General features: G+C 63.5%; 22 protein-coding genes and 1 pseudogene. 19 read left to right on the top strand and 4 right to left on the bottom strand.

What is annotated here, in order from left to right; all coding sequences use genetic code 11:
• Positions 1-67: 67 nt before the first annotated feature.
• The 4 genes from ruvX to gshB form a co-directional block, all read right to left on the bottom strand.
• Positions 68-505, bottom strand: a complete 438-nt coding sequence (gene ruvX / locus C4J88_RS25475; protein WP_003213744.1) for a Holliday junction resolvase RuvX — start codon at positions 503-505, stop codon at positions 68-70.
• Entirely contained in the window at positions 505-1,074 is a 570-nt protein-coding gene (locus C4J88_RS25470; RefSeq protein WP_124408415.1) for a YqgE/AlgH family protein, read from the bottom strand. The genes ruvX and C4J88_RS25470 overlap by 1 nt, the downstream gene beginning before the upstream one ends.
• Before the next feature lie 188 nt (positions 1,075-1,262).
• Positions 1,263-2,168, bottom strand: coding sequence for an energy transducer TonB (locus tag C4J88_RS25460; protein ID WP_124405543.1), 906 nt, complete (start codon positions 2,166-2,168; stop codon positions 1,263-1,265).
• 77 nt (positions 2,169-2,245) lie between these two features.
• Complete coding sequence (gene gshB / locus C4J88_RS25455) at positions 2,246-3,199, bottom strand: glutathione synthase (RefSeq protein WP_124368684.1); 954 nt, start codon at positions 3,197-3,199, stop codon at positions 2,246-2,248.
• A 239-nt stretch (positions 3,200-3,438) separates the two neighbouring features.
• Between gshB and pilG the strand changes: the two genes are divergently transcribed.
• From pilG to madM, 19 genes and pseudogenes are all read left to right on the top strand, one after another.
• Positions 3,439-3,846: a twitching motility response regulator PilG gene (pilG, locus tag C4J88_RS25450; RefSeq protein WP_124364796.1), complete on the top strand. Its 408-nt coding sequence runs from the start codon at positions 3,439-3,441 to the stop codon at positions 3,844-3,846.
• A gap of 46 nt (positions 3,847-3,892) precedes the next feature.
• Complete coding sequence (pilH, locus tag C4J88_RS25445) at positions 3,893-4,258, top strand: twitching motility response regulator PilH (RefSeq protein WP_034116227.1); 366 nt, start codon at positions 3,893-3,895, stop codon at positions 4,256-4,258.
• A 12-nt stretch (positions 4,259-4,270) separates the two neighbouring features.
• Entirely contained in the window at positions 4,271-4,795 is a 525-nt protein-coding gene (locus C4J88_RS25440) for a chemotaxis protein CheW (protein WP_124408414.1), read from the top strand.
• Positions 4,792-6,843 (top strand): methyl-accepting chemotaxis protein, encoded by a 2,052-nt coding sequence (locus tag C4J88_RS25435; protein WP_124408413.1) that lies wholly within the window; start codon positions 4,792-4,794, stop codon positions 6,841-6,843. The genes C4J88_RS25440 and C4J88_RS25435 overlap by 4 nt, the downstream gene beginning before the upstream one ends.
• A 161-nt stretch (positions 6,844-7,004) precedes the next feature.
• Positions 7,005-12,818 (top strand): Hpt domain-containing protein, encoded by a 5,814-nt coding sequence (locus C4J88_RS25430; RefSeq protein WP_124408412.1) that lies wholly within the window; start codon positions 7,005-7,007, stop codon positions 12,816-12,818.
• Positions 12,811-13,266: a chemotaxis protein CheW gene (locus C4J88_RS25425; RefSeq protein WP_124364792.1), complete on the top strand. Its 456-nt coding sequence runs from the start codon at positions 12,811-12,813 to the stop codon at positions 13,264-13,266. The genes C4J88_RS25430 and C4J88_RS25425 overlap by 8 nt, the downstream gene beginning before the upstream one ends.
• Positions 13,267-13,343: 77 nt before the next feature.
• A pseudogene (locus C4J88_RS28200) lies at positions 13,344-13,439 on the top strand (N-acetyltransferase); the annotation flags it as partial.
• 306 nt (positions 13,440-13,745) lie between these two features.
• Positions 13,746-14,129, top strand: a complete 384-nt coding sequence (locus tag C4J88_RS25420) for a polymorphic toxin type 44 domain-containing protein (protein WP_124408411.1) — start codon at positions 13,746-13,748, stop codon at positions 14,127-14,129.
• Positions 14,107-14,526, top strand: a complete 420-nt coding sequence (locus C4J88_RS25415) for a hypothetical protein (protein ID WP_124408410.1) — start codon at positions 14,107-14,109, stop codon at positions 14,524-14,526. The genes C4J88_RS25420 and C4J88_RS25415 overlap by 23 nt, the downstream gene beginning before the upstream one ends.
• Positions 14,527-15,123: 597 nt before the next feature.
• Complete coding sequence (locus C4J88_RS25410) at positions 15,124-15,405, top strand: DUF6124 family protein (protein WP_124408409.1); 282 nt, start codon at positions 15,124-15,126, stop codon at positions 15,403-15,405.
• A 155-nt stretch (positions 15,406-15,560) separates the two neighbouring features.
• Positions 15,561-17,231 (top strand): malonate decarboxylase subunit alpha, encoded by a 1,671-nt coding sequence (gene mdcA / locus C4J88_RS25405; RefSeq protein WP_124408408.1) that lies wholly within the window; start codon positions 15,561-15,563, stop codon positions 17,229-17,231.
• Positions 17,232-18,065, top strand: coding sequence for a triphosphoribosyl-dephospho-CoA synthase (locus C4J88_RS25400; protein ID WP_124408407.1), 834 nt, complete (start codon positions 17,232-17,234; stop codon positions 18,063-18,065). It abuts the gene before it with no gap.
• The gene (locus C4J88_RS25395; protein WP_124408406.1) at positions 18,065-18,364 is read left to right on the top strand and encodes a malonate decarboxylase subunit delta; all 300 of its coding nucleotides are present in this window, start codon (positions 18,065-18,067) and stop codon (positions 18,362-18,364) included. The genes C4J88_RS25400 and C4J88_RS25395 overlap by 1 nt, the downstream gene beginning before the upstream one ends.
• Entirely contained in the window at positions 18,357-19,199 is an 843-nt protein-coding gene (locus tag C4J88_RS25390; protein ID WP_124408405.1) for a biotin-independent malonate decarboxylase subunit beta, read from the top strand. Before C4J88_RS25395 ends, C4J88_RS25390 begins: the two co-directional genes overlap by 8 nt.
• Positions 19,196-19,966 carry a biotin-independent malonate decarboxylase subunit gamma gene (gene mdcE / locus C4J88_RS25385; RefSeq protein ID WP_124408404.1) on the top strand — a complete coding sequence of 257 codons (771 nt, stop codon included), beginning with the start codon at positions 19,196-19,198 and terminating at the stop codon, positions 19,964-19,966. The genes C4J88_RS25390 and mdcE overlap by 4 nt, the downstream gene beginning before the upstream one ends.
• On the top strand, positions 19,960-20,556 hold the full coding sequence (locus tag C4J88_RS25380; RefSeq protein ID WP_124408403.1) for a malonate decarboxylase holo-ACP synthase: 597 nt from the start codon (positions 19,960-19,962) through the stop codon (positions 20,554-20,556). Before mdcE ends, C4J88_RS25380 begins: the two co-directional genes overlap by 7 nt.
• Complete coding sequence (mdcH, locus tag C4J88_RS25375; RefSeq protein WP_124408402.1) at positions 20,553-21,452, top strand: malonate decarboxylase subunit epsilon; 900 nt, start codon at positions 20,553-20,555, stop codon at positions 21,450-21,452. Before C4J88_RS25380 ends, mdcH begins: the two co-directional genes overlap by 4 nt.
• Before the next feature lie 67 nt (positions 21,453-21,519).
• On the top strand, positions 21,520-21,924 hold the full coding sequence (gene madL / locus C4J88_RS25370; protein ID WP_124364782.1) for a malonate transporter subunit MadL: 405 nt from the start codon (positions 21,520-21,522) through the stop codon (positions 21,922-21,924).
• A 1-nt stretch (position 21,925) separates the two neighbouring features.
• Complete coding sequence (madM, locus tag C4J88_RS25365) at positions 21,926-22,690, top strand: malonate transporter subunit MadM (RefSeq protein ID WP_046069909.1); 765 nt, start codon at positions 21,926-21,928, stop codon at positions 22,688-22,690.
• Positions 22,691-22,778 lie beyond the last annotated feature (88 nt).

The raw sequence follows: 22,778 nt of genomic DNA, 5'->3' as shown, positions 1-22,778 counted from the left end.
GGTGCCTGTGAGTTCTTCGCGAGCAAGCTCGCTCCTACAAAAGCGGCAAAGCAGCAAGCCGCGTCAGTCAGGATTCAAATAAAGCGGTGTTTTCATCCAGCCAGCCCTGCAGCAACAGGGCGGCGGCGATGGCGTCCACCGGGTTGTCGCGGTAACTGCCCTTCTGCCCGCCACGGTCACGGCGCTCGCCCTTGGCTTCAAAGGTGGTCAGGCGCTCGTCGTGGGTATAGAAGGGCAGGTTGTAGCGGCCATTGAGGCGGCGCGCGAACTTTTCGGCGCGCAGGCACATTTCGCTGGGCGTGCCGTCCATGTTCAGGGGCAGGCCGACCACGACGGCATCGGGCTTCCATTCCTTGATCAGCGCTTCAACCTGGTTCCAGTCCGGCACGCCGTTCTGGGCCTTCAATGTGCACAGCTCGCGGGCCTGGCCGGTAATCACCTGGCCCACTGCCACGCCGATCTGTTTGGTGCCGTAGTCGAACCCCAGGATCAGACGCAAAGCCATCAGGCGTGCCCCGCCTGGCTGGTCAACAGGCTGAGGTTGACCCGCAGCTTGGCGGCGGCGGCTTCCAGGCGCAGTTCGCTGGCGGTATTGAAGAGGATGTCGGCGTCGAACGGGCAGGTCAGCCAGGCATTGCTGGCCAGTTCGGCCTCCAACTGCCCGGCTTCCCAACCGGCGTATCCCAGAGTGATCACACTTTGCTCGGGGCCGACGCCGTCGGCAATCGCGAACAACACATCCTGGGACGTGGACAGCGAGACGCCCTCAAGGTCTACCGTGGCCTGGAACTTCGGCCCGCTGGGGTGCAACACGAAGCCACGATCGGTCTGCACCGGCCCGCCGATATAGATCGGCACATCCTGACAGCTGGCTGGCGGATCGATTTCCGGCCGCAACTGCTCAAGGATATCGGCCAGGTTCAGCTCCTGCGGGCGGTTCACCACCAACCCCATGGCACCATTGGCCGTGTGCTCGACGATGTAGGTCAAGGTCTGCGCAAAGTTCGGGTCGGCCATATGTGGCATGGCGATCAGGAAGTGGTGCTTGAGGTAGGTCGGGCTGACATTTTTCATGTCCACTAGTGTGGCGTTGGAGGGGCGAACTGACAAGCTGGGAGTTTCCTGGTGGCGAGGGTCAGTGCTGATCGTTCCCACGCTCCGCGTGGGAATGTATCCGGTGACGCTCAGCGTCGCGGCTTTAAAACAGGACGCGGAGCGTCCGGGGCAGCATTCCCACGCGGAGCGTGGGAACGATCCGGCGGTCAGTTGCTGGAAAGGCGGTCACCCTTGGCGAATTTCCAGGTGCGGATGATTTCCAGGCGGTCCACATCGTTCAAGTCGCCCGTAAAAGGCGCGAAGGGCGCGGCCAGGCGCACGATGCGCTGGGCGGCCTGGTCCAGCAAGGGCTGGCCGGACGACTCCAGTACCTGCACTTCATACAGCGAACCATCGCGGTTGATCGACACCAGCAAGCGCAAATTGCCGTAGATCTGCTGGCGGCGCGCCTCCTCCGGATAGTTGAGGTTGCCGATGCGCTCGACTTTCTTGCGCCATTCGTCCTTATACCAGGCGCCTTTGTCGCGCATGGTCGAGGCGGCGTTCAGGCGGTAAATGCGCGGGCGCTTGGCGTAGAGCTGCTGTTCGTGAGCCAGTTCGGCTTCCAGGCTGGAAATCTCGTCGGACAGGGTCGAGCTGTCGAACGTTGGCGCAGGCTTGACGGGCTCGGGTTTGGGCTCGGTCTTGGTCTTTTCGCGCTGGGTCGGGGCTTTTTGCGGTTTGGGCGCAACCGTGGTCACGGCAGCCTTGGGCGTGGCCTGTTTGACTTCAGGCTTGGGAGCCGGCGGTGGGGTGACTTTGTTGACCTTGTTGTCCTGGAACGGCGCCACTTCGGTGGTCTTGGGCACGGCTTTCTTGTCGAGCGTGCCGCTGCCTTGCTGGTTCTCCTGGGCGAGAAAATCGGCCTTCTCGGGTTTTTTATCGCTCTTGAAGGTGGCCAGCGTGATTTCCAGGGTTTTGGTGATCTGCTTGGGCTCGACCATGGTGAAGCCCAGGCCGAGGATCAGTGCGAGGTGAATCAGCGCTGCCAGGAACAGGGTAAATCCGAGCCGATCAGCCGGGCGCACGCCGCTGTGGGAGAGTTCGGGGGGCAGTTCGGACGGGAGCGTCATGACAAGAAAACCAACATCGCGCGTTTCACAGGTGGCGCATGATAACGCAATGTTGGTTTATGTCCGGCTGTTCTATGTCACTTGGCTTGTAGCTTGCGCTCAATGGCCGCCATCAGCATTTCGCCGATGTTCGTGCCAAATGCGTTATCAATCTCGCGAATACAGGTCGGGCTGGTGACGTTGATCTCGGTGAGGTTTTCGCCAATTACGTCAAGTCCTACGAACAGCAGACCTTTTTCGCGAAGGGTCGGGCCGACTTGAGCGGCGATCCAGCGGTCCTTGTCCGACAGCGGCCGCGCTTCACCACGGCCACCGGCCGCTAGGTTGCCTCGGGTCTCGCCGGCCGCCGGGATGCGCGCCAGGCAATAATCCACCGGCTCGCCGTCGATCATCAGGATGCGTTTGTCGCCGTCCTTGATCGCTGGCAGGTAGGCCTGGCCCATGATCTGCTGGGTGCCCAGCGCGGTCAGGGTTTCCAGGATCACCGAGAGGTTCGGGTCGCCCGCGCGGTGACGGAAGATCGAGGTGCCGCCCATGCCGTCCAGCGGCTTGAGGATCACATCACCGTGCTTGGCGGCGAACTCACGCAGCACGTCGGCGCGGCGGCTGACCACGGTCGGCGGTGTGCACTGCGGGAACAGCGTGGCGAACAGTTTTTCATTGCAGTCGCGCAGGCTTTGCGGCTTGTTGACGATCAACACGCCGGCACGTTCGGCCTGCTCCAGCAGGTAGGTGGAATAAACGAATTCCATGTCGAACGGCGGGTCCTTGCGCATCAGGATCACGTCCAGGTCGCTCAGGGGGCTGTCGACTTCATCCTGCAGTTCGAACCACTTCTCGGGGTTGGCGAATACCTGCAACGGGCGCATCCGCGCACGGGCCTCGCCGTCGCCCTGGTAAAGGTCGCGCTGTTCCATATAGAACAGGCTCCAGCCGCGGGCCTGGGCGGCCAGGAGCATGGCCAGCGAGCTGTCCTTTTTATAGGAAATGCTGGCGATAGGGTCCATGACAATGCCGACGCGAACGCTCATGGGGGATTTCCTCTAGCAAATTAGGGCGCATAAAAGTGGCGTCAGAGTGGCGCTGCGGCTGTTGTGGGTCAAGGAAAAACCACCAGGCGGGCGCCTCGATAGATTGCGCCCGGAGACTGTGCTAAAAAGACTGCCACGGCGCAGCAGCCCTTGAATTCCAAGGCTTGTGGCGCTCATTCTGTGAGAGATCAGGCAGCACACACCGAAAACCGATTCGCTGTGGCGATGGTAGAGCAACTATGGAACAGCATTCCAACGCCTTGAGAGTGATGGTGATCGACGATTCGAAAACGATCCGCCGCACCGCCGAGACGCTGTTGAAGAACATGGGGTGCGAGGTCATCACGGCCATCGACGGTTTCGATGCCCTGGCCCGAATCGTGGACCATCACCCGCACATTATCTTTGTCGACATCATGATGCCGCGCCTGGATGGCTATCAGACCTGCGCGCTGGTGAAGAACAACCCGGCGTTCAAGTCGATCCCGGTGATCATGCTGTCCTCCAAGGACGGCCTGTTCGACAAGGCCAAGGGGCGTATCGTGGGTGTCGATCAGTTTTTGACCAAGCCTTTCAGCAAGGAAGAACTGCTGGGTGCGATCAAGGCCTATGTGCCTGCCTTCGCCGCAGTAGAACAAGCACACTGACGCCGCCTCAAAGGGGCCGGCGCCGACCAATGTAGTGGGGAAAACCATGGCACGTGTTCTGATCGTCGACGATTCGCCGACCGAAATGTACAAACTGACCGGCATGCTGGAAAAGCATGGTCACGAGGTTCTCAAGGCCGCCAATGGCGGCGATGGTGTGGCGCTTGCCCGCCAGGAAAAACCTGACGCGGTATTGATGGACATCGTGATGCCGGGCCTCAACGGGTTCCAGGCCACGCGCCAACTGACCAAAGACAAAGAAACCGAGCACATCCCGGTGATCATCATCACCACTAAAGACCAGGAAACCGACAAGGTGTGGGGCACTCGCCAGGGCGCCAAGGACTACCTGACCAAGCCGGTCGATGAAGAAACCCTGATCGCCACGCTGAACAAGGTGCTGGCCGGCTGACGGCACGCCATCATGACCGAGTCGCAAACCGCCTTTGAGCTGCTGCTGGACATCGACCGCCGCTGCCGTCTGCTGGCCGCCGACCTGCCGTCCCAGGAAACCCGCCTGCAACGCTGGAGCGGGATTGGCTTTCGCCTGGGTCAGCAATGGTTTGTGGCGCCCATGGGCGAAGTCGCCGAGGTGTTGCATGAGCCGCGCTGCACCCTGATGCCTGGCGTCAAGCCCTGGGTCAAGGGCGTGGCCAACCTGCGCGGGCGCTTGCTGCCGGTGATGGACCTGGGCGGGTTCCTCGGCCAGGCACTGTCCAAGGCGCGCAAGCAACGGCGGGTGCTGGTGGTTGAATTCAACGAGCTGTTTGTCGGGTTGCTGGTGGACGAGGTGGTGGGCATGCAACATTTTGCACTGGACGCCTGGCAGGCAAGTACCGCCGCTGGCGCGCCGTTTATCCAGGGCCAATTCGATGGCGACCCGCAGTGGCAGGTCTTCAGCCCCTTCGCCCTGGCCCAGGCTCCAGGCTTCATGGATGTTGCCGCATGAGCACCGTCATCCCGCCCAAACCCCAGGCCGCCTCGCGCAGCCGCTCGCAGATCATCGTGCTGTTTATCGCCCTGATCGTGTTCATCATGCTGTTGTTCGCCAACTTCGCGTACCTCAACACCCAGTCCACCTACGACAAACAGTACATCGGCCACGCGGGCGAACTGCGGGTGCTGTCCCAGCGCATTGCCAAGAACGCCACCGAAGCCGCCGCCGGCAAGGCGGCCGCGTTCAAATTGCTGGGCGAGGCGCGCAACGACTTTGCCCAGCGCTGGGGCTACTTGAAAAAAGGCGACCCGCAAACCGGCCTGCCGGCCGCACCCAGCGCCGTACGCGCTGAAATGCGTGCGGTGCAGACCGACTGGGAAGCCCTGCTGAAAAATACCGATGCCATTCTCGCCAGCGAACAGACCGTGCTGTCATTGCACCAGGTGGCCGCCACCCTCGCCGAGACCGTGCCGCAGTTGCAGATAGAGTCGGAAAAAGTCGTCGACATATTGCTCCAGCGCGGCGCCCCTGCGAGCCAGGTGGCATTGGCCCAGCGCCAGTCATTGCTGGCGGAGCGCATCCTGGGCGCGGTCAACACCGTGCTCGCCGGCGACGAAACCGCTGGGCAGGCCGCCGATGCCTTCGGTCGCGACGCCAATCGTTTTGGCGTGGTGCTCAATGGCATGCTCAACGGCAACCCCGGCCTGCGCATCACCCAGGTCGAAGACCCTGATGCCCGCGCCCGGTTGGGGGAAATCGCCGAACTGTTCGAATTCGTCTCGGGTTCCGTCGATGAAATTCTCGAAACCTCGCCGCAGCTGTTTCAGGTACGCGCTTCGGCGGGCAATATTTTCAACCTGTCGCAAACCCTGCTCGATGAAGCCTCGCACCTGGCCACCGGTTTTGAGAACCTGGCCGGCGGGCGCAGCCTGGATACCCTGGGTGGCTATGGGCTGGGGCTGCTGGCGCTGGCGTCGATCATCCTGATCGGCCTGGTGATGGTGCGCGAGACCAACCGCCAACTGCATGAAACCGCCGAGAAAAATGAGCGCAATCAGAACGCGATCATGCGTCTGCTGGACGAAATCGAAGACTTGGCTGACGGCGACCTGACCGTCACGGCCTCGGTCACCGAAGACTTCACCGGCACCATTGCCGATTCGATCAACTATTCGGTGGATCAGCTGCGCGACCTGGTGGCGACCATCAACCTCACCGCCGGGCAAGTCGCCGGCGCGGTGCAGGAGACCCAGGCCACCGCCATGCACCTGGCCCAGGCCTCGGAGCATCAGGCCCAGCAGATCGCCGAAGCCTCCACCGCGATCAACCAGATGGCCCAGTCCATCGACCAGGTGTCAGCCAACGCCGCCGAGTCCTCAGCGGTGGCGGAGCGTTCGGTAGAGATCGCCAACAAGGGCAACGAGGTGGTGCACAACACCATCCACGGCATGGACAACATCCGCGAACAGATCCAGGACACCGCCAAGCGCATCAAGCGCCTGGGGGAATCGTCCCAGGAGATCGGCGACATCGTCAGCCTGATTGACGACATCGCCGACCAGACCAACATCCTCGCCCTGAACGCCGCGATCCAGGCGAGCATGGCCGGGGATGCCGGGCGCGGTTTTGCGGTGGTGGCCGATGAAGTGCAACGGCTGGCCGAGCGCTCATCAGCCGCCACCCGGCAGATCGAAACCCTGGTGCGGGCGATCCAGGCCGACACCAATGAAGCCGTGATTTCCATGGAACAGACCACCACCGAAGTGGTGCGCGGCGCACGGCTGGCCCAGGACGCCGGGGTGGCGCTGGAAGAGATCGAAGGCGTCTCGAAAACCCTGGCGGCGCTGATCCAGAGCATCTCGAACGCGGCGCAGCAGCAGACCTCGTCGGCGGGGCAGATTTCCCTGACCATGAATGTGATTCAGCAGATCACCACGCAGACGTCGTCCGGTTCCACGGCGACCGCCGAAAGTATTGGTAACCTGGCGAAGATGGCCAGTCAGTTGCGCAGGTCGGTGTCAGGTTTTACCTTGCCGGCAGCCAAGCAGGCAGATGACTGAAATGCGATCCAAATGTGGGAGGGGGCTTGCTCCCGATGGCGGTGCATCAGTCACTTGATCCATCAGCTGAACCACCGCTATCGGGAGCAAGCCCCCTCCCACAGGTGATCTCCATTGGTTTCAAGAACACCAGCAACTCATGAATTCTAAGCGGAGCAGTTATGGTTGATCGGCACGACTACGTGGCCCTCGAATGGGTCAAGGGCGACATTGCCGAAACCCTGAAACAGGCCCGTTCGGCGCTGGACGCTTATGTTGAAACCGGCGACGGCATTGATGCGTGCCTGGCCGGTATCCACCAGGTGCACGGCGCGCTGCAAATGGTCGAGTTCTACGGCGCGGCTCTGCTGGCTGAAGAGATCGAAGCCCTGGCACTCGCGCTGCAGGCCGGGCAGGTCAGCCAGCGCGACGAAAGCATCCGCCTGCTGCAACAGGCCCTCGGCCAACTGCCGCTGTACCTGGACCGCGTGCACAGCGCCCGTCGCGACCTGCCGCTGGTGGTGTTGCCGCTGCTCAACGATTTGCGCAGCGCCCGCGGTGAAAGCCTGCTGTCGGAGACCAGCCTGTTCAGCCCGCAGCTGCTGACGATCGCACCGCTGCCCGATGAGGCGCTGGCTCAACGCGCACCGCCGGACATTCACCAACAACTGCGCCAATGGCACGCACTGCTGCAGCAAGCCCTGGCCGGGTTGCTGCGCCAGGACCACGGCCCGAGCAACCTGGAAGACATGGCGCGGGTGTTCGCGCGCCTCGAAGCTTTGTGCCAGGGCGCGCCGCTGTTGCCGTTGTGGCAGGTCACCTCGGCGTTGGTCGAAGGCATGCTCACCGGGGTGATCGCCAACAGCCCGGCACTGCGCAGCCTGCTCAAGGCCAGCGGCAAGCAACTCAAGCGCCTGCTGGCCCAGGGCATTGTCGGGATCAACCAGCCGGCGCCGGATGAGTTGCTCAAGAGCCTGCTGTTCTACGTCGCCAAAGTCACCCGGCCGACGCCGCGCATGCAAAGTTTGAAGGAGCGCTACGGCCTGGACGAGGCCTTGCCCGACAGTGCCGTGGTGGATGCCGAGCGGGCGCGCCTGGCCGGGCCGGACCGCAACGCCATGGGCTCGGTGCTCGGCGCCTTGTGCGAAGAACTGGTGCGGGTCAAGGAACGCCTCGATCTGTTCGTGCGCAGCGACCGCCAGCACACCCAGGACCTTGACCCGCTGCTGGCACCGCTGCGCCAGATCGCCGACACCCTGGCGGTGCTCGGTTTCGGCCAGCCGCGCAAAGTGATCATCGACCAACTCGCCGTGGTATTGAGCCTGGTGCAGGGCCAGCGCGAACCCAGTGACGCCGTACTGATGGACGTTGCCGGAGCGTTGCTCTACGTCGAAGCCACGTTGGCCGGGATGGTCGGCACGGTGGAGCCGGAGAGCCGCGAAGAGAGCCGTCTGCCGACCACCGACCTGACCCAGATCCACCAATTGGTGATCCGCGAATCCTGCCAGTGCCTGCGCCAGGCCAAAGAATTGGTGATCGATTGCATCGAGGCCGATTGGGACCGCCAACGCCTGGAATCCCTGCCGGAACTGCTGAGCCAGGTGCGCGGCGCCCTGGCGATGATTCCACTGCCTCGCGCGGCAAGCTTGATGCGCGGCTGTACCGATTACGTCGATGAGCAGTTGATGGTCAACGATACCGCGCCCGGCCAAGCGCCGTTGGCGCATTTCGCCGAGGTGATCAGCAGCCTGGAGTACTACCTGGAACGCATGCTCCAGGACCCCGACGCCGCTGGGGAAAAGGTGCTGGAACTGGCCACCCAGGGCCTGAGCGCGCTGGGCTACCTGCCGGTGGAAAAACCCTGGCGCCAGGCACTGGTTGCCCCCGACGGTGCCCTGTCCGGCGATAGCGCGCCAAGCCAGTCCCAATTCGATGCGCTGGCCAGTCCCACCTCGCGCCTCAACCCTCCGGCCCTGCAGCGCCCGGGGAGCTTGCAGCCGCCCCCACCCGACGAAGCGCCGATTGACGATGAGTTGCGCGAAGTCTTCCTCGAGGAAGCCGATGAAGTCCTCGACGTGCTGTACCGTTACCTGCCCGACAGCACGGAAAAAACCGCTCAGGGCGAAATGCGCCGTGCCTTCCACACCCTGAAAGGCAGCGGCCGTATGGTCCGCGCCCTGGTGATGGCGGAACTGGCCTGGGCTGTGGAAAACCTGCTCAACCGCGTGCTTGAGCGCAACGTGGCCATGGGCCCTGAAGTGCAGCAGGTGCTGGATGACGCGGTGGCGCTGCTGCCGGAGTTGATCGCCGACTTCGCCACCGACGACCAGCGCCAGCGCGATGAGGTCGACGCCCTCGCTGCCCGCGCCCACGGGTTGGCCAGCGGCGCCCAGGTACCGGTTGCCGAGCCCCACGATCCGATGTTGCTGGAGATCTTCCGCAATGAAGCCCAGAGCCATCTGGACAGCCTCGACCAGTTCCTGCAACAGGCCGCCGAACACCTGCCGCTGCAGGTCAGTGATGAATTGCAACGCGCCCTGCATACCCTCAAGGGCAGCGCCTACATGGCCGGCGTGTTGCCGATTGCCGAACTGGTACGTCCGCTCGACCACCTGACCCGCGAATACAAGGCGCACCGTGTGCCGCTGGACTTGGACGAAATCGAGTTGTTGCTGGAAGCCGAGGGCCTGTTGCAAAAGGGATTGCGTGATCTGAACGGCGATCCCCTGGCGCCGATCAAGGGCGCCGCGGACTTGATCACGCGCACCCAAGGCCTGTTGGACCAACAGCTTGAAAACCTGCTCAACGCCCCCGGCACCGGCCTGCGCGTCAAGCGCGACCCGCAGTTGATCAGCAACTTCCTGGCCCAGGGCATGGACATCCTGCTCGACGCCGAAAGCCTGCTGCGCCGCTGGCAGCAACACCCCGGCGAGCGCCAGGAACTGACCGCGCTGCTGGACGAACTGACCACCCTGGGCGAGGGCGCGCACATCGCCGACCTGCACCCTATCGATCAATTGTGCGAAGCCTTGCTCGACCTGTATGGCGCGGTGGAAGAAAGCAGCCTGGCGGTCAGCGAGCGGTTCTTCCAGGAGGCCGAGCAGGCCCATGAAGCGCTGATCAATATGCTCGACCAACTGGCGGCCGGGCAGGAAATCAGCCCGGCGCCGGCACGGGTACAGGCCCTGCGAGCGTTGCTGGATGACGCCCTCGATCCCTCCGCCACCGGCCTGATCAAACGTGACGGCAGCCGTGGCCTGAGTGTCGCCGAGCTGGGTGCCGCGACCGAGGAGCTGAGCCGGCACACGGCGATGGACGATGAGATCGTCGACATTTTCCTTGAAGAGGCGGTGGATATCCTCGACAGCGCCGGGCAGTCCCTCAAGCGCTGGTTGCTGGAGCCCGATGGCCTGGCGCCGTTGTCCTCGTTACAGCGAGACCTGCACACCCTCAAGGGCGGTGCGCGCATGGCCGAAATCGGCCCGGTGGGCGACTTGGCCCAGGAGCTGGAATGTGTCTACGAGGGGCTGGTAGACCGCCGCTACAGCTACTCGACCGAGCTGTCCCAGCTGCTGATGGCTAGCCACGAACGCCTGGCCTTGCAGTTGGAGGAATTGCATCAGCACCAGCCCCTGAGCGACAGCGCCGAGCTGGTCGCGAGGTTGCGCGAACTGCGCCACAGCAGCCTTTCGGCGGCCCCGGTTGCATCACCGGAAGCCCCGGGTGCCGACCCCGAACTGCTGGATATTTTCCTCGAGGAAGCTGCCGATATTCTCGACAGCTCCGGCAGCGCGTTGTTGCGCTGGCAAGCCGAACCCGGCAACCGCCAGGAAGTGGAAACCCTGCTGCGTGACCTGCACACCCTCAAGGGCGGCGCGCGCATGGTCGAGATCGGCCCGATTGGCGACCTGGCCCACGAGCTGGAGTTTCTCTACGAGGGGCTGTCCGCAGGGCTGCTCGCGCCGTCGCCCGAACTGTTCGCGCTGTTGCAAGGTTGCCACGACCGGCTGGCGCAGATGATCGATGCGGTGGCGGACGGCTTGCCGGTGGGCTCGGTGGACAAGCTGATCGAGCGCATCAGAAGCCTGGTGCACCCCAGCGATGAGCCGGTAGTGCCGGTGGCATTGCCGGTGGGTAAGGCGGAAGCGGCGGTTGATCCGGCCGCCGACATGGTGAAGATATCCGCCGAACTGCTCGACGACCTGGTCAACCTGGCCGGCGAAACGTCGATCTTCCGCGGCCGTATCGAGCAACAAGTCAACGACGCACGCACTGCGCTCACGGAAGTGGAAACCACCATCGAGCGCATGCGCGACCAACTGCGCCGCCTCGACACCGAAACCCAGAGCCGGCTTTTTAGCCGCCAGCAGGCCGAGGCCGAACGCCTGGGCTACGAAGAATTCGACCCGCTGGAAATGGATCGCCATTCGCAATTACAGCAATTGGCCCGCGCGTTGTCCGAATCGGCCTCGGATTTGCTCGACCTCAAGGAAACCCTCGAGCGCCGCAACCAGGACGCCCATGACCTGTTGCAGCAACAGGCGCGTATCAACACCCAGTTGCAGGAAGGCCTGATGCGCACGCGCATGGTGCCGTTCGAACGCATGCTGCCGCGCCTCAAGCGCATCGTGCGCCAGGTCGCCGGCGAGCTGGGCAAGGACGTCGAGTTCGTGGTCGGCAATGCCGAGGGCGAAATGGACCGCAACGTCCTGGAACGCATGGCGGCGCCGCTGGAACACATGCTGCGCAACGCCGTCGACCATGGCCTGGAGTCTCGCGAGGTGCGCCTGCAGGCCGGCAAGCCGGAGAAGGGGCGCATCACCCTGGACCTGACCCACGAAGGCGGCGACATCGTCTTCGACATGCGCGACGACGGCGCCGGTGTGCCCCTCGAAGCTGTGCGCCGCAAGGCGATCAAACGCGGCCTGCTCGACCCCAATCAAGAGATCAGCGACCGCGACGTGCTGCAGTTCATCCTGCAACCGGGGTTTTCCACCGCCGAAAAAATCACCCAGATTTCCGGACGCGGTGTGGGCATGGACGTGGTGCACGAAGAAGTGCGCCAGCTTGGCGGTTCGATGGTGATCGACTCGATCCCGGGCGTGGGTGTGCACTTCAGGATTCGCCTGCCGTTTACCGTGTCGGTCAACCGTGCGCTGATGGTGCAGTGCGCGGACGATCAGTATGCGATCCCGCTCAATACCATCGACGGCCTGGTGCGCGTGCCGCCCCATGAATTGGCGGGGCACTACCAGCAAGATCCGCCGCGCTATGAATATGCCGGCCAAGGCTACGAACTGTTCTACCTCGGCGACCTGCTGCACACCGTCAGCCGCCCCAAACTGCTCGGCCAGTACCAGCCGGTGCCGGTGTTGCTGATGCAGTGCAATGAGCGGCACGTGGCGGTACATGTGGATGCCATGGCCGGCACCCGCGAGATTGTGGTCAAGGGCCTGGGGCCGCAATTTGCCGGCGTGCAGGGCTTGTCCGGGGCGACGATCCTGGGCGATGGCCGGGTGGTGTTGATCATCGACCTGCTGGCGCATATCCGCGCGCGGCAACCGGCGTTGCCGGCGCAGTCGGTGGATGCGCCGCTGATCCTCAACGACCCGCTGAAAAAGCGCCCGCTGTTGGTGCTGGTGGTGGACGACTCGGTCACCGTGCGCAAGGTCACCAGCCGCCTGCTGGAGCGCAATGGCATGAACGTGCTGACCGCCAAGGACGGCATCGACGCCCTCGCCGTGCTCGAGGAACACACCCCGGACCTGATGCTGCTCGACATCGAAATGCCGCGCATGGACGGCTTTGAAGTGGCGATTCAAGTGCGCAACGATCCACGCCTGATGCGCCTGCCGATCATCATGATCACCTCGCGCACCGGCCAGAAACACCGCGACCGCGCCATGGCCATCGGCGTCAACGACTACCTCGGCAAGCCGTACCAGGAGTCGGTGCTGCTGGAAAGCATCGCTTATTGGAGCAAGTCCCATGCTTGACCATCGCGCAAGCCAACTCACCGGGCTGTTGCTGCCGCTGGCTGACCGTCACCTGATAGTGCCCAACGTTGCGGTAGCCGAATTGATCGACTTCCAACGCGGCGAACCGGCCAGCGATGCACCGCCGTGGTACCTGCGCCAGGTGACCTGGCGCGATCGGCAAATCCCCTTGATCAGCTTCGAAGCCGTGTGCGGCGAAGCCAGCATGACCGGCGAGCGTTCACGCATCGTCGTGTTGAATGCGCTGGGTGGGCGGCCGACCTTGAAATTCATTGCGCTGGTGATCCAGGGAATCCCGCGCTCGTACAAGCTCGACAGCGAACTGAGCTACGTGGACGTCCCGCTGTGCCCGCTGGAGCTGGCAGCGGTACAGGTGGGCGAACATGTGGCGAAGGTGCCGGACTTGATGGGGCTTGAAGCGTTATTGGCCGAGTCCGGACTGGCCTGAGCCCTACGCAGATCCAATGTGGGAGGGGGCTTGCCCTAATGCCAGTCAGTTAAGAGGTAGCAGGAGCGAGAACTAACTTGTGGCGAGGGAGCTTGCTCCCGCTGGGGCGCGAAGCGGCCCCAAACAATGGGACTGCTGCGCAGTCCAGCGGGAGCAAGCTCCCTCGCCACAGGTTCGGTGTCGCCTTAACTGACTGGCATTAGGGCTTGCCCCCGATGGCGGTATGCCAGTCTCAGCAACTGTCACTGAACCACCGCTATCGGGAGCAAGCCCCCTCCCACACTGATTGTGCTCGTCTGCAGACCTCAATCAATCCGCGCAAACCGCTCGATCACTGGCTGCGTACGATGCTCACCCTGCTACAACGTAGGGTTGGGATTTATATAACGTCTGAAATTTCTATACGTATCGCCTACGAATATTTGCTGATTTTTGAGTGCTAGTTTTTAGCGTTCCACCCCATCAGCAAGGATTCGCAAATGGCTGTCCCTCCCATGCCTCCGGGCGTTTCGCTGCAAGACAATATCGCCTTGGCCAACAACCGCAGACTGCATTTGAAGCCCGGCTCGGCGTTCAGCTACTCATGGTTTTACTCACAGGTCAGAGGGCGCGGCCCCTGGGATTACAAACAGAAAAGTCGCGACTACGAGGCATTCGGTAACTTCAACTACGGCGTTACCGGGACAGTGTTAGGGATACCGGAAGGCGTACTGTTGCGGGCCGCCGGTGCAGCGCAAAAAGCAGCGGGTACGTCTCGGGCAGAGTTCGGCGACTGGTGGGGGGATGCGCCTTATGGTGATGACCATAGCGACCAGCACTGGATCAAGGAGGGCATCGAATATGCCAAAGCTCAAGGGTATTAAATGGGCCGTACAAGGTGCGTGCAATGTGTTGTTGGTCGTGTGTCTCGGGTACCTGGGGGCGGGCTGGTTGACGAGCCCCGGAGCGCCGGAGCTGGATCAGGTGGTGCTCAAGTACTCCTTGAAGAACGGCGGTTCGATCTACGGGGTGCGCGATGGGCGAGGGGGCGCGACTGTGGGGTATTCCTATCGGTATTACGTCAATGCCGCCATGACCACTGATGAGGAAATACTGACAGCGTTGGTGGCGAAACGTCCATTTCTGAAGACCAGAGAGCCTGACGTCCAAGTGGCCGAACATGAAGGCGTGCTTCATCTTTCGGTTAGTGGGCAGGTTTATGAATACAACAGCTATTCGCTTGAAGGTCTGGGCGCGGTGAATATAGACATGAAGTTGTAGCACCAACGAATTCGGGATTTATGGCGGTTGCCGGGCGCCCTGAACAGACCCTGCCTCGCACAGACACCGCTGAGCAAATGTGGGAGGGGGCTTGCCCCCGATGGCGGTGCCAGTCTCAGCAACTGTCGGTGATCGTCCCCACGCTCTGCGTGGGAATGCATCCCGTGACGCTTCGCGTCACCCTTGCGAAGGGCTTTAGTGTTGCGCGGGCTGGCGGGACGCGGAGCGTCCCCGGCGGCATTCCCACGCGGAGCGTGGGAACGATCAGATAGGCGGGACTTCGGATTTTTCCCGCAAGATTTTGGGCCGTGCATGAACTTGTCCCATGCAGCCCGCGCGCCTAGTCTTCGTCCCGTCATCGCAAAAAACGGTGACACGGACGTGCAAGTCCGACGAAACTGTTTAGGCGTACAAACGCCCTGCCAACCAACGGGCGTTTTTTGTGCTCGCTGCTTTATGGCGGCTGCGCGCAGGAGGTCTTCGGACCTGCTGGGTGTCCTAAACAGGCCCGGTCTTGCACACCTGCGCACGGTCGCCACCCTCATTCGCGTGCAAGCGAATAGTGGCGCTCCTTACTTACTGTTTAGGAGTTTCATCATGATCAAACCTACCCCCAATCCACCCCTCTTCACCGTAACCCCTCACCAAGACACCGAAACCCTGCTGGTCAACGCCAGCGAAACCCTGTCCTCCCTGAACGCACTCACCTGCAACCTGGCATTCGACCTGGACACCTCCCAGCGCGCAATCATGCTCGGGATCCAGCAAATGGCCGAGCTGGGGCAGTTGTTGGTGGATCAAGCGCTGGAGCAGGTCAGCCCTTCTGCGCAAAGGTCCCAAACAGGGACCGATCGTTCCCTTTTTGGGGCCGTTATCTAATAGACACCAGCTAGCAAATGTGGGAGGGGGCTTGCCCCCTCCCACATGTTGATCTTCGTTACTCCAGGCGTAACGGTTTGCTGCTGAGCTTGATTGATGCCCCCCTGGATCACTCCTAAGGTACAGCCCACGACAGCAAACCCCGTGGAGCGACCATGACAACCACAATAAACCCCGACTCGCGCTGGACGCGGCGGCGCGACGAGAAGCAGCGGCGGCTCGGGCTGGTTAAACCGTTTGCAGACGGGGCAGTGTTGCCCAGTGACCGGATCGTCGAGGCGCTTGAGGCATTGATCCTCCCCGGCGACCGCGTGGTGCTGGAGGGCAACAACCAGAAACAGGCCGATTTCCTCTCGCGCTCCCTGGCCAAGGCTGACCCGGCCAAGCTCCACGATTTGCACATGATCATGCCCAGCGTCGGGCGCTCCGAGCACCTGGACCTGTTTGAAAAGGGCATCGCGCGCAAGCTCGACTTTTCCTTTGCCGGCACCCAATCCCTGCGCATCAGCCAGTTGCTCGAAGACGGCCTGCTGGAAATCGGTGCGATCCATACCTACATCGAACTCTACGCACGGCTGGTGGTGGACCTGATCCCCAACGTGGTGCTCTCCGCCGGTTTCATGGCCGACCGTGCCGGCAACATCTACACCGGCGCCAGCACCGAAGACACGCCGGCGCTGATCGAGCCGGCCGCGTTCAGCGATGGCATCGTTATCGTGCAGGTCAACCAGTTGGTGGACGACGTCACCGACTTGCCCCGCGTCGACATCCCGGCAAGCTGGGTGGACTTTGTGGTGGTGGCTGACAAGCCGTTCTACATCGAGCCGCTGTTCACCCGCGACCCCCGCCATATCAAGCCGGTGCATGTGCTGATGGCGATGATGGCGATCCGTGGCATCTACGAAAAACACAATGTGCAGTCGCTCAACCATGGCATCGGTTTCAACACCGCCGCCATTGAATTGATCCTGCCCACCTACGGCGAATCCCTCGGCCTCAAAGGCAAGATCTGCCGCAACTGGACCCTCAACCCGCACCCTACGCTGATCCCCGCGATTGAAAGCGGCTGGGTGCAAAGCGTGCATTGCTTCGGCACCGAACTGGGTATGGAAAACTACATCGCCGCCCGCCCGGATGTGTTCTTCACCGGCCGCGACGGCTCGATGCGCTCCAACCGCATGTTCTGCCAATTGGCTGGCCAATACGCGGTGGACCTGTTTATCGGCGCCACCCTGCAAGTCGACGGCGACGGCCATTCCAGCACTGTGACCCGTGGCCGCCTCGCTGGTTTTGGCGGCGCGCCGAACATGGGCCACGACCCACGCGGCCGCCGCCATGGCACGCCGGCCTGGCTGGATATGCGCCACGACGATGCGCCGGTCGCACTGCTCGAGCGCGGCAGAAAGCTCGTGGTGCAAATGGTCGAGACCTTCCAGGAAGGCGGCAAGCCCACCTTCGTCGAGACCCTCGATGCGGTGGAAGTGGCGCGCAAAAGCGGCATGTCCCTGGCGCCGATCATGATCTACGGCGACGACGTCACCCACCTGCTCACCGAAGAAGGCATCGCCTACCTCTACAAGGCCCGGTCCCTGGAAGAACGCCAGGCGATGATCGCCGCCGTCGCCGGGGTGACCGCCATCGGCCTGCGCCATAACCCCAAGGACACCGCGCGCATGCGCCGTGAAGGCTTGATTGCCTTGCCCGAAGACTTGGGTATCCGCCGCACCGACGCCACCCGTGAACTGCTGGCCGCCAAGAGCGTGGCCGACTTGGTGGAGTGGTCCGGTGGCCTGTACAACCCGCCCGCCAAATTCAGGAGCTGGTAAATGCGCGCGCTCAAACTGCATGAAGTGAGCCTGGCCGATCGCCTGGCGGATATGGCTGTCGATGCGCTGATCGATGAAGCCGACCTGTCGCCTAAACCGGCCCTGGTGGACCGTCGCGGCAACGGCGCCCACAGTGATTTGCACCTGGGGCTGATGCACGCGTCGGCGCTGTCGCTGTGGCCGATGTTCAAGGAAATGGCCGAGGCTGCGCTTGAGTTCGGTGAAGTCGGTTTGCCCCTGCGTGAAGCCCTCGGGCGAATCGGTCGCGAGGGTGAGCAGGCGATGCTCGCTACCACGGGCGGCGTGAATACCCATCGCGGCGCGATCTGGGCCCTCGGCCTGCTGACTGCGGCGGCAGCGCTGCAACCCCGCGCCATACCGCTGACCGCCGCCAGGCTGGCCCTGCTCAACGACCGCTACGCCCCGCAACCCCTGAGCCACGGCGCGCTGGTCGCCCAGCGCTACGGCGCACGCGGCGCCCGTGAAGAAGCGCAACTGGGCTTCCCGTCAGTGCTGCAACGCGGCCTGCCGCAATTGCACAAAAGCCGCCAGCAACACGCCGGTGAACAGAACGCGCGCCTGGACGCCTTGCTCGCGATCATGACCGACCTGGCCGACACCTGCGTGCTCTACCGCGCCGGCCTGGAAGGCCTGCAGGCCATGCAGCGCGGCGCCCAGGCCGTGCTCGACGCCGGCGGCAGCGCGACCCTTGCCGGTCGCCGCCAACTGCACGCGCTGGACCAACAACTGCTGGCCCTGAATGCCTCTCCCGGCGGCGCTGCCGACCTGTTGGCCGCCTGCCTGTTTATCGACCGCCTCGACGGAGCGTTGTGATGGAAACCTTATCCTTTGAATTCCCCGCCGGGCAGCCAGCAAAAGGCCGCGCGCTGGTGGGGTGCGTCGGCTCCGGCGACCTTGAGGCGCTGCTGGAACCGGGCACTGCCGGCACGTTGACCATCCAGGTACAGACCTCGGTGAATGGCGCCGAACAACGCTGGCAGCACCTGTTCGAACGCATCTTCCAGGAGCAGACACCACCGGCCCTGAACATTGATATCCACGATTTCGGCGCCACCCCCGGCGTGGTGCGCTTGCGCCTGGAGCAAGGCTTCGAGGAGATCGGCCATGACTGACTTGCTCGCCAAACACAGCTTTGTCGAACTGGGTGCGCGGCAGCGGGCCAAGGCCTTGTTGGATGCCGGCACCTTTCGCGAACTGATCGACCCCTTCCAGCGCGTCATGTCGCCCTGGCTCAGCCGCCAAGGTGTGGTGCCCCAGGCCGATGACGGCGTGGTGATCGCCAAGGGCAGCATCGGCGGTTTGCCTGTGGTGATTGCAGCCATTGAAGGCAACTTCCAGGGTGGCAGCCTCGGTGAAGTGGGCGGCGCAAAAATCGCCGGCGCCCTGGAACTGGCGGCTGAAGACAACCGCAACGGCATCCCGACGCGCGCCGTGCTGCTATTGGAAACCGGGGGTGTGCGGCTGCAGGAAGCGAACTTGGGCCTGGCCGCGATTGCCGACATACACGCGGCGATTGTCGACCTGCGCCAGTACCAGCCAGTGGTCGGGGTGGTGGCGGGCAGCGTGGGGTGTTTCGGTGGCATGTCCATCGCGGCCGGGCTGTGCAGCTACCTCGTCCTCACCCGTGAAGCGCGCTTGGGCCTCAATGGTCCGCAAGTGATCGAACAGGAAGCCGGGCTGGAAGAATACGATTCGCGCGACCGGCCCTTTATCTGGAGCCTCACCGGCGGCGAACAGCGTTTCAACAGCGGCCTGGCCGACCGTTACGTGGCCGATGATGTGGCGCAGATCCAGCAGACGGTCAGTGCGTTGTTGCAGCAAGGCTTGCCCGCGCAACAACGCAGTCGCCAGGCCGATTATTACCTCACACGCTTGGCCGAATTGGACGCCGTACCGCAAATCGACCCAGCGACGGTGCGCGAGCTGTATCAAGGAGAACGCTCATGAGAGGCTTGCAGTGGTTCAACGCATTGAGCGCCGGCGCTGCGCCTGTAGCAGGTTTGCCGGCGTCGCTCCGGGTTGCCGACGCGGTCTTGGGTGAGCAAAAGGTGCGCTTTGTCGCCGTGGTCACGGACGCGCAAAACCGCTTCCCCCGGGCTCGCAATGGCGAAGTCGGCCTGCTCGAAGGCTGGGGCCTGGCCAAGGCCGTCGATGAGGCCGTCGCGAGGGGCGACAAGCGCCCCATCATCGCCATCGTCGATGTGCCTAGCCAAGCCTATGGCCGTCGCGAAGAAGCGCTCGGCATCCATCAGGCCCTGGCCGCTGCTGCCGACAGCTACGCGCGTGCCCGTCTCGCCGGGCATCCGGTGATTGCGCTGCTGGTGGGCAAGGCCATGTCCGGTGCGTTCCTGGCCCACGGTTACCAGGCCAACCGACTGATCGCCCTGCGTGACCCCGGCGTGATGGTGCACGCCATGGGCAAGGCTTCGGCGGCGCGGGTGACTCTGCGCAGCGTCGAAGAGCTGGAAGCCCTGGCCGCCAGCGTACCGCCCATGGCCTACGACATCGACAGCTATGCCAGCCTCGGCTTGCTCTGGGAAACCTTGTCGGTCAGCCAGATTGAACAGCCCACGGCGGACGATGTGGCGCGAGTCAGCGATTGCCTGATGAATGCGATCAAGGATGTCGGCAGCACCGATTTGAGCGGACGCCTCGGCGCGACTAATCGCGCAGCCTCCAGCCACGTTCGCCAACTGCTGCGGGAGCAATGGTGAACGCCCACGACTTGCTCTGGGGCATGACCCCGGCACATGTGCCCGCCGACGCACCGGCCTGGGTGCGGGAGACGCTCGGTGCCGGCCACCCGGTGGTGGTGCGCCGCGCCATCGCCGAAGCGGGTTATGTGGCGGTCGGCGTGCGCGGGCGTTCGCGCGAGCAACGTTTTGCCGGGTGGATGCCGCTGGCGGCGGTGCAGCGGCGGGTGACACCGGAAGCGTTGCGCGGGGTGATTTCGCCGAGGGATTTACCGGCGTTGCGTGCGCTCGACCAACTGCGGCCGGTGCTGGCGCAGCAGACGTGGGGCGTCACAGGCAGCGCGGGTTTCGAGTTGGCCAGCGGGATTGAAGCGCTGCATGCCCAGAGTGACCTGGATTTGCTCCTGCGCACGCCCGAACCTTTGGCCCGCAATGACGCTGAAGACCTCCTGGCAATGCTGGACAGGGCAGAGTGCGCCGTCGACCTGCAACTGCAAACCCCGTTCGGCGCCGTCGCCTTGCGCGAATGGGCCAGCGGTTCACCTCGCGTGCTGCTGAAAACCGCCAGCGGCGCACACCTGGTGCTCGACCCCTGGCAGGCCGTGGCATGAGCAGCCTGCTGGTGTTTCCGGGGCAGGGTGCCCAGCGACCAGGCATGCTCCAGTCGCTGCCCGAAGCGGTGCTGGAAGAAGCCAGCGATGTGCTGGGCGAAGACGTACGCCTGCTCGATTCGGAGCAAGCCCTGGCCAGTACCCGCGCCGTGCAACTGTGCCTGTTGATCGCCGGCACCGCCCACGCCCGTCTGTTGGAGCGCACCCCGGATTACGTGGCGGGCTTGTCCATCGGCGCCTATCCCGCCGCTGTCATCGCCGGCGCGCTGGATTTCGCCGACGCCGTCAGGCTGGTCAGCCTGCGCGGTGAGTTGATGCAGCAGGCTTATCCACAGGGCTACGGCATGACCGCGCTGATAGGCCCCGAGTTATCCACCGTCGAAAAAATCCTTGCCGAGATCCACCGCGCCGAAACCCCGGTGTACCTGGCCAATATCAACGCCGATAACCAGACCGTGATCGCCGGCAGCGACGAGGCGATGAAACAGGTGGCGGCGCGCATCAAAGGCAACGGCATCGCCCGGCGCCTGGCCGTCAGCGTACCGTCCCACTGTGCGTTGCTGGACGCGCCCGCCAAGGTCCTTGCCCAGGCCTTCGTTCCGCTCAAGACGCCGCGCATCACCTACCTGAGCAGCACCCGCGCGCGGCCGATCCACAACCCTGAACAGCTTTGCGACGACCTGGCTTTCAACATGTGCCGTGTCGTCGACTGGCGCGGCACCGTGCAAAGCGCCTATGAGCGCGGTGTGCGCCTGCAAATCGAACTGCCCCCCGGCGCCGTGCTCACCGGCCTGTCACGCCGCGTGTTCGAACAAGGCACGGTGATCGCCTGCGAAGGCGCGCGCCTGGACACCTTGCAGGCCCTGCTGGAAGAGGAGGAGCGCCGCCACCGATAAAGCACTACCCAAGGCTTTCGAAGCACAACAACAACAATTTCGATCGAGCACTTTGAGGACAACAACGATGATTATCTACGGTGTGGCATTGCTGGCGATCTGCACGCTTGCAGGCGTGATCATGGGCGACATGCTCGGCGTTTTACTGGGCGTCAAATCCAACGTGGGCGGCGTGGGCATCGCCATGATCCTGCTGATCTGCGCACGGTTGTGGATGCAAAAGCGCGGCGGCATGACCAAGGAGTGCGAGATGGGCGTGGGCTTCTGGGGCGCCATGTACATTCCCGTGGTGGTGGCGATGGCGGCGCAACAAAACGTCGTGACCGCCCTGCACGGCGGCCCGGTCGCGGTGCTGGCGGCGATTGGTTCGGTGGTGGTCTGTGGTTGCACCATCGCCTTGATCAGCCGCACGCACAGGGGCGAGCCTCTGCCCGCCGAAGAGCCGCTGATCGTTCCTGCGGGAGGTCGCTGAGATGTGGGACCTCATCGAGAAAGGCTTGGAGCATAACGGCCTGATCACTGCGTTTGCCTTTGTGGGCGTGGTGATGTGGATTTCCGTGGTGCTGTCCAAGCGCCTCACGTTCGGGCGCATCCACGGCTCGGCGATTGCCATCGTCATCGGCCTCGTGCTGGCCTGGGTCGGCGGCACGCTCACGGGTGGGCAGAAGGGCCTGGCGGACCTGGCCCTGTTCTCTGGTATCGGCCTGATGGGCGGCGCGATGTTGCGCGATTTCGCCATCGTTGCCACGGCGTTTGAAGTGCAGGCCACCGAGGCGCGCAAAGCCGGCATGATCGGTGTGATTGCGCTGCTGCTGGGCACGATCCTGCCCTTCATCGTCGGCGCGAGCATGGCCTGGGCTTTCGGTTATCGCGATGCGATCAGCATGACCACCATTGGCGCGGGCGCGGTGACCTACATTGTCGGCCCGGTGACCGGTGCGGCGATTGGCGCGACCTCGGATGTGATGGCGCTGTCGATTGCCACCGGGTTGATCAAGGCGATTCTGGTGATGGTCGGCACACCGGTGGCGGCGCGCTGGATGGGCCTGGATAATCCGCGTTCGGCGATGGTGTTTGGTGGCTTGGCCGGCACCGTGAGCGGAGTGACGGCGGGGCTGGCGGCGACGGATCGGCGGTTGGTGCCGTATGGCGCGCTGACGGCGACGTTTCATACCGGGCTTGGGTGTTTGCTCGGGCCTTCGCTGCTGTATTTCATTGTGCGGGGGTTGGTGGGCTGAGTGATCGTTCCCACGCTCCGCGTGGGAATGCAGCCCTGGACGCTCCGCGTCCGCTCTTGAAGTCGGGACGCGGAGCGTCCCAGGAGGC

It is taken from the genome of Pseudomonas sp. R4-39-08, from assembly GCF_003852275.1.
Taxonomy (GTDB): domain Bacteria; phylum Pseudomonadota; class Gammaproteobacteria; order Pseudomonadales; family Pseudomonadaceae; genus Aquipseudomonas.
This window is presented reverse-complemented; position numbering and strand designations above follow the sequence as displayed.

Coding starts and splice junctions, on each gene's coding strand:
- C4J88_RS25460 (WP_124405543.1), bottom strand. CDS start 2,168: ATGACGCTCCCGTCCGAACTGCCCCCCGAACTCTCCCACAGCGGCGTG.
- C4J88_RS25420 (WP_124408411.1), top strand. CDS start 13,746: ATGGCTGTCCCTCCCATGCCTCCGGGCGTTTCGCTGCAAGACAATATC.
- mdcA (WP_124408408.1), top strand. CDS start 15,561: ATGACAACCACAATAAACCCCGACTCGCGCTGGACGCGGCGGCGCGAC.
- C4J88_RS25400 (WP_124408407.1), top strand. CDS start 17,232: ATGCGCGCGCTCAAACTGCATGAAGTGAGCCTGGCCGATCGCCTGGCG.
- C4J88_RS25470 (WP_124408415.1), bottom strand. CDS start 1,074: ATGAAAAATGTCAGCCCGACCTACCTCAAGCACCACTTCCTGATCGCC.
- pilH (WP_034116227.1), top strand. CDS start 3,893: ATGGCACGTGTTCTGATCGTCGACGATTCGCCGACCGAAATGTACAAA.
- pilG (WP_124364796.1), top strand. CDS start 3,439: ATGGAACAGCATTCCAACGCCTTGAGAGTGATGGTGATCGACGATTCG.
- C4J88_RS25390 (WP_124408405.1), top strand. CDS start 18,357: ATGACTGACTTGCTCGCCAAACACAGCTTTGTCGAACTGGGTGCGCGG.
- mdcH (WP_124408402.1), top strand. CDS start 20,553: ATGAGCAGCCTGCTGGTGTTTCCGGGGCAGGGTGCCCAGCGACCAGGC.
- C4J88_RS25425 (WP_124364792.1), top strand. CDS start 12,811: ATGCTTGACCATCGCGCAAGCCAACTCACCGGGCTGTTGCTGCCGCTG.
- C4J88_RS25440 (WP_124408414.1), top strand. CDS start 4,271: ATGACCGAGTCGCAAACCGCCTTTGAGCTGCTGCTGGACATCGACCGC.
- ruvX (WP_003213744.1), bottom strand. CDS start 505: ATGGCTTTGCGTCTGATCCTGGGGTTCGACTACGGCACCAAACAGATC.
- C4J88_RS25410 (WP_124408409.1), top strand. CDS start 15,124: ATGATCAAACCTACCCCCAATCCACCCCTCTTCACCGTAACCCCTCAC.
- gshB (WP_124368684.1), bottom strand. CDS start 3,199: ATGAGCGTTCGCGTCGGCATTGTCATGGACCCTATCGCCAGCATTTCC.
- C4J88_RS25430 (WP_124408412.1), top strand. CDS start 7,005: ATGGTTGATCGGCACGACTACGTGGCCCTCGAATGGGTCAAGGGCGAC.
- C4J88_RS25435 (WP_124408413.1), top strand. CDS start 4,792: ATGAGCACCGTCATCCCGCCCAAACCCCAGGCCGCCTCGCGCAGCCGC.
- C4J88_RS25380 (WP_124408403.1), top strand. CDS start 19,960: ATGGTGAACGCCCACGACTTGCTCTGGGGCATGACCCCGGCACATGTG.
- mdcE (WP_124408404.1), top strand. CDS start 19,196: ATGAGAGGCTTGCAGTGGTTCAACGCATTGAGCGCCGGCGCTGCGCCT.
- C4J88_RS25395 (WP_124408406.1), top strand. CDS start 18,065: ATGGAAACCTTATCCTTTGAATTCCCCGCCGGGCAGCCAGCAAAAGGC.
- C4J88_RS25415 (WP_124408410.1), top strand. CDS start 14,107: ATGCCAAAGCTCAAGGGTATTAAATGGGCCGTACAAGGTGCGTGCAAT.
- madM (WP_046069909.1), top strand. CDS start 21,926: ATGTGGGACCTCATCGAGAAAGGCTTGGAGCATAACGGCCTGATCACT.
- madL (WP_124364782.1), top strand. CDS start 21,520: ATGATTATCTACGGTGTGGCATTGCTGGCGATCTGCACGCTTGCAGGC.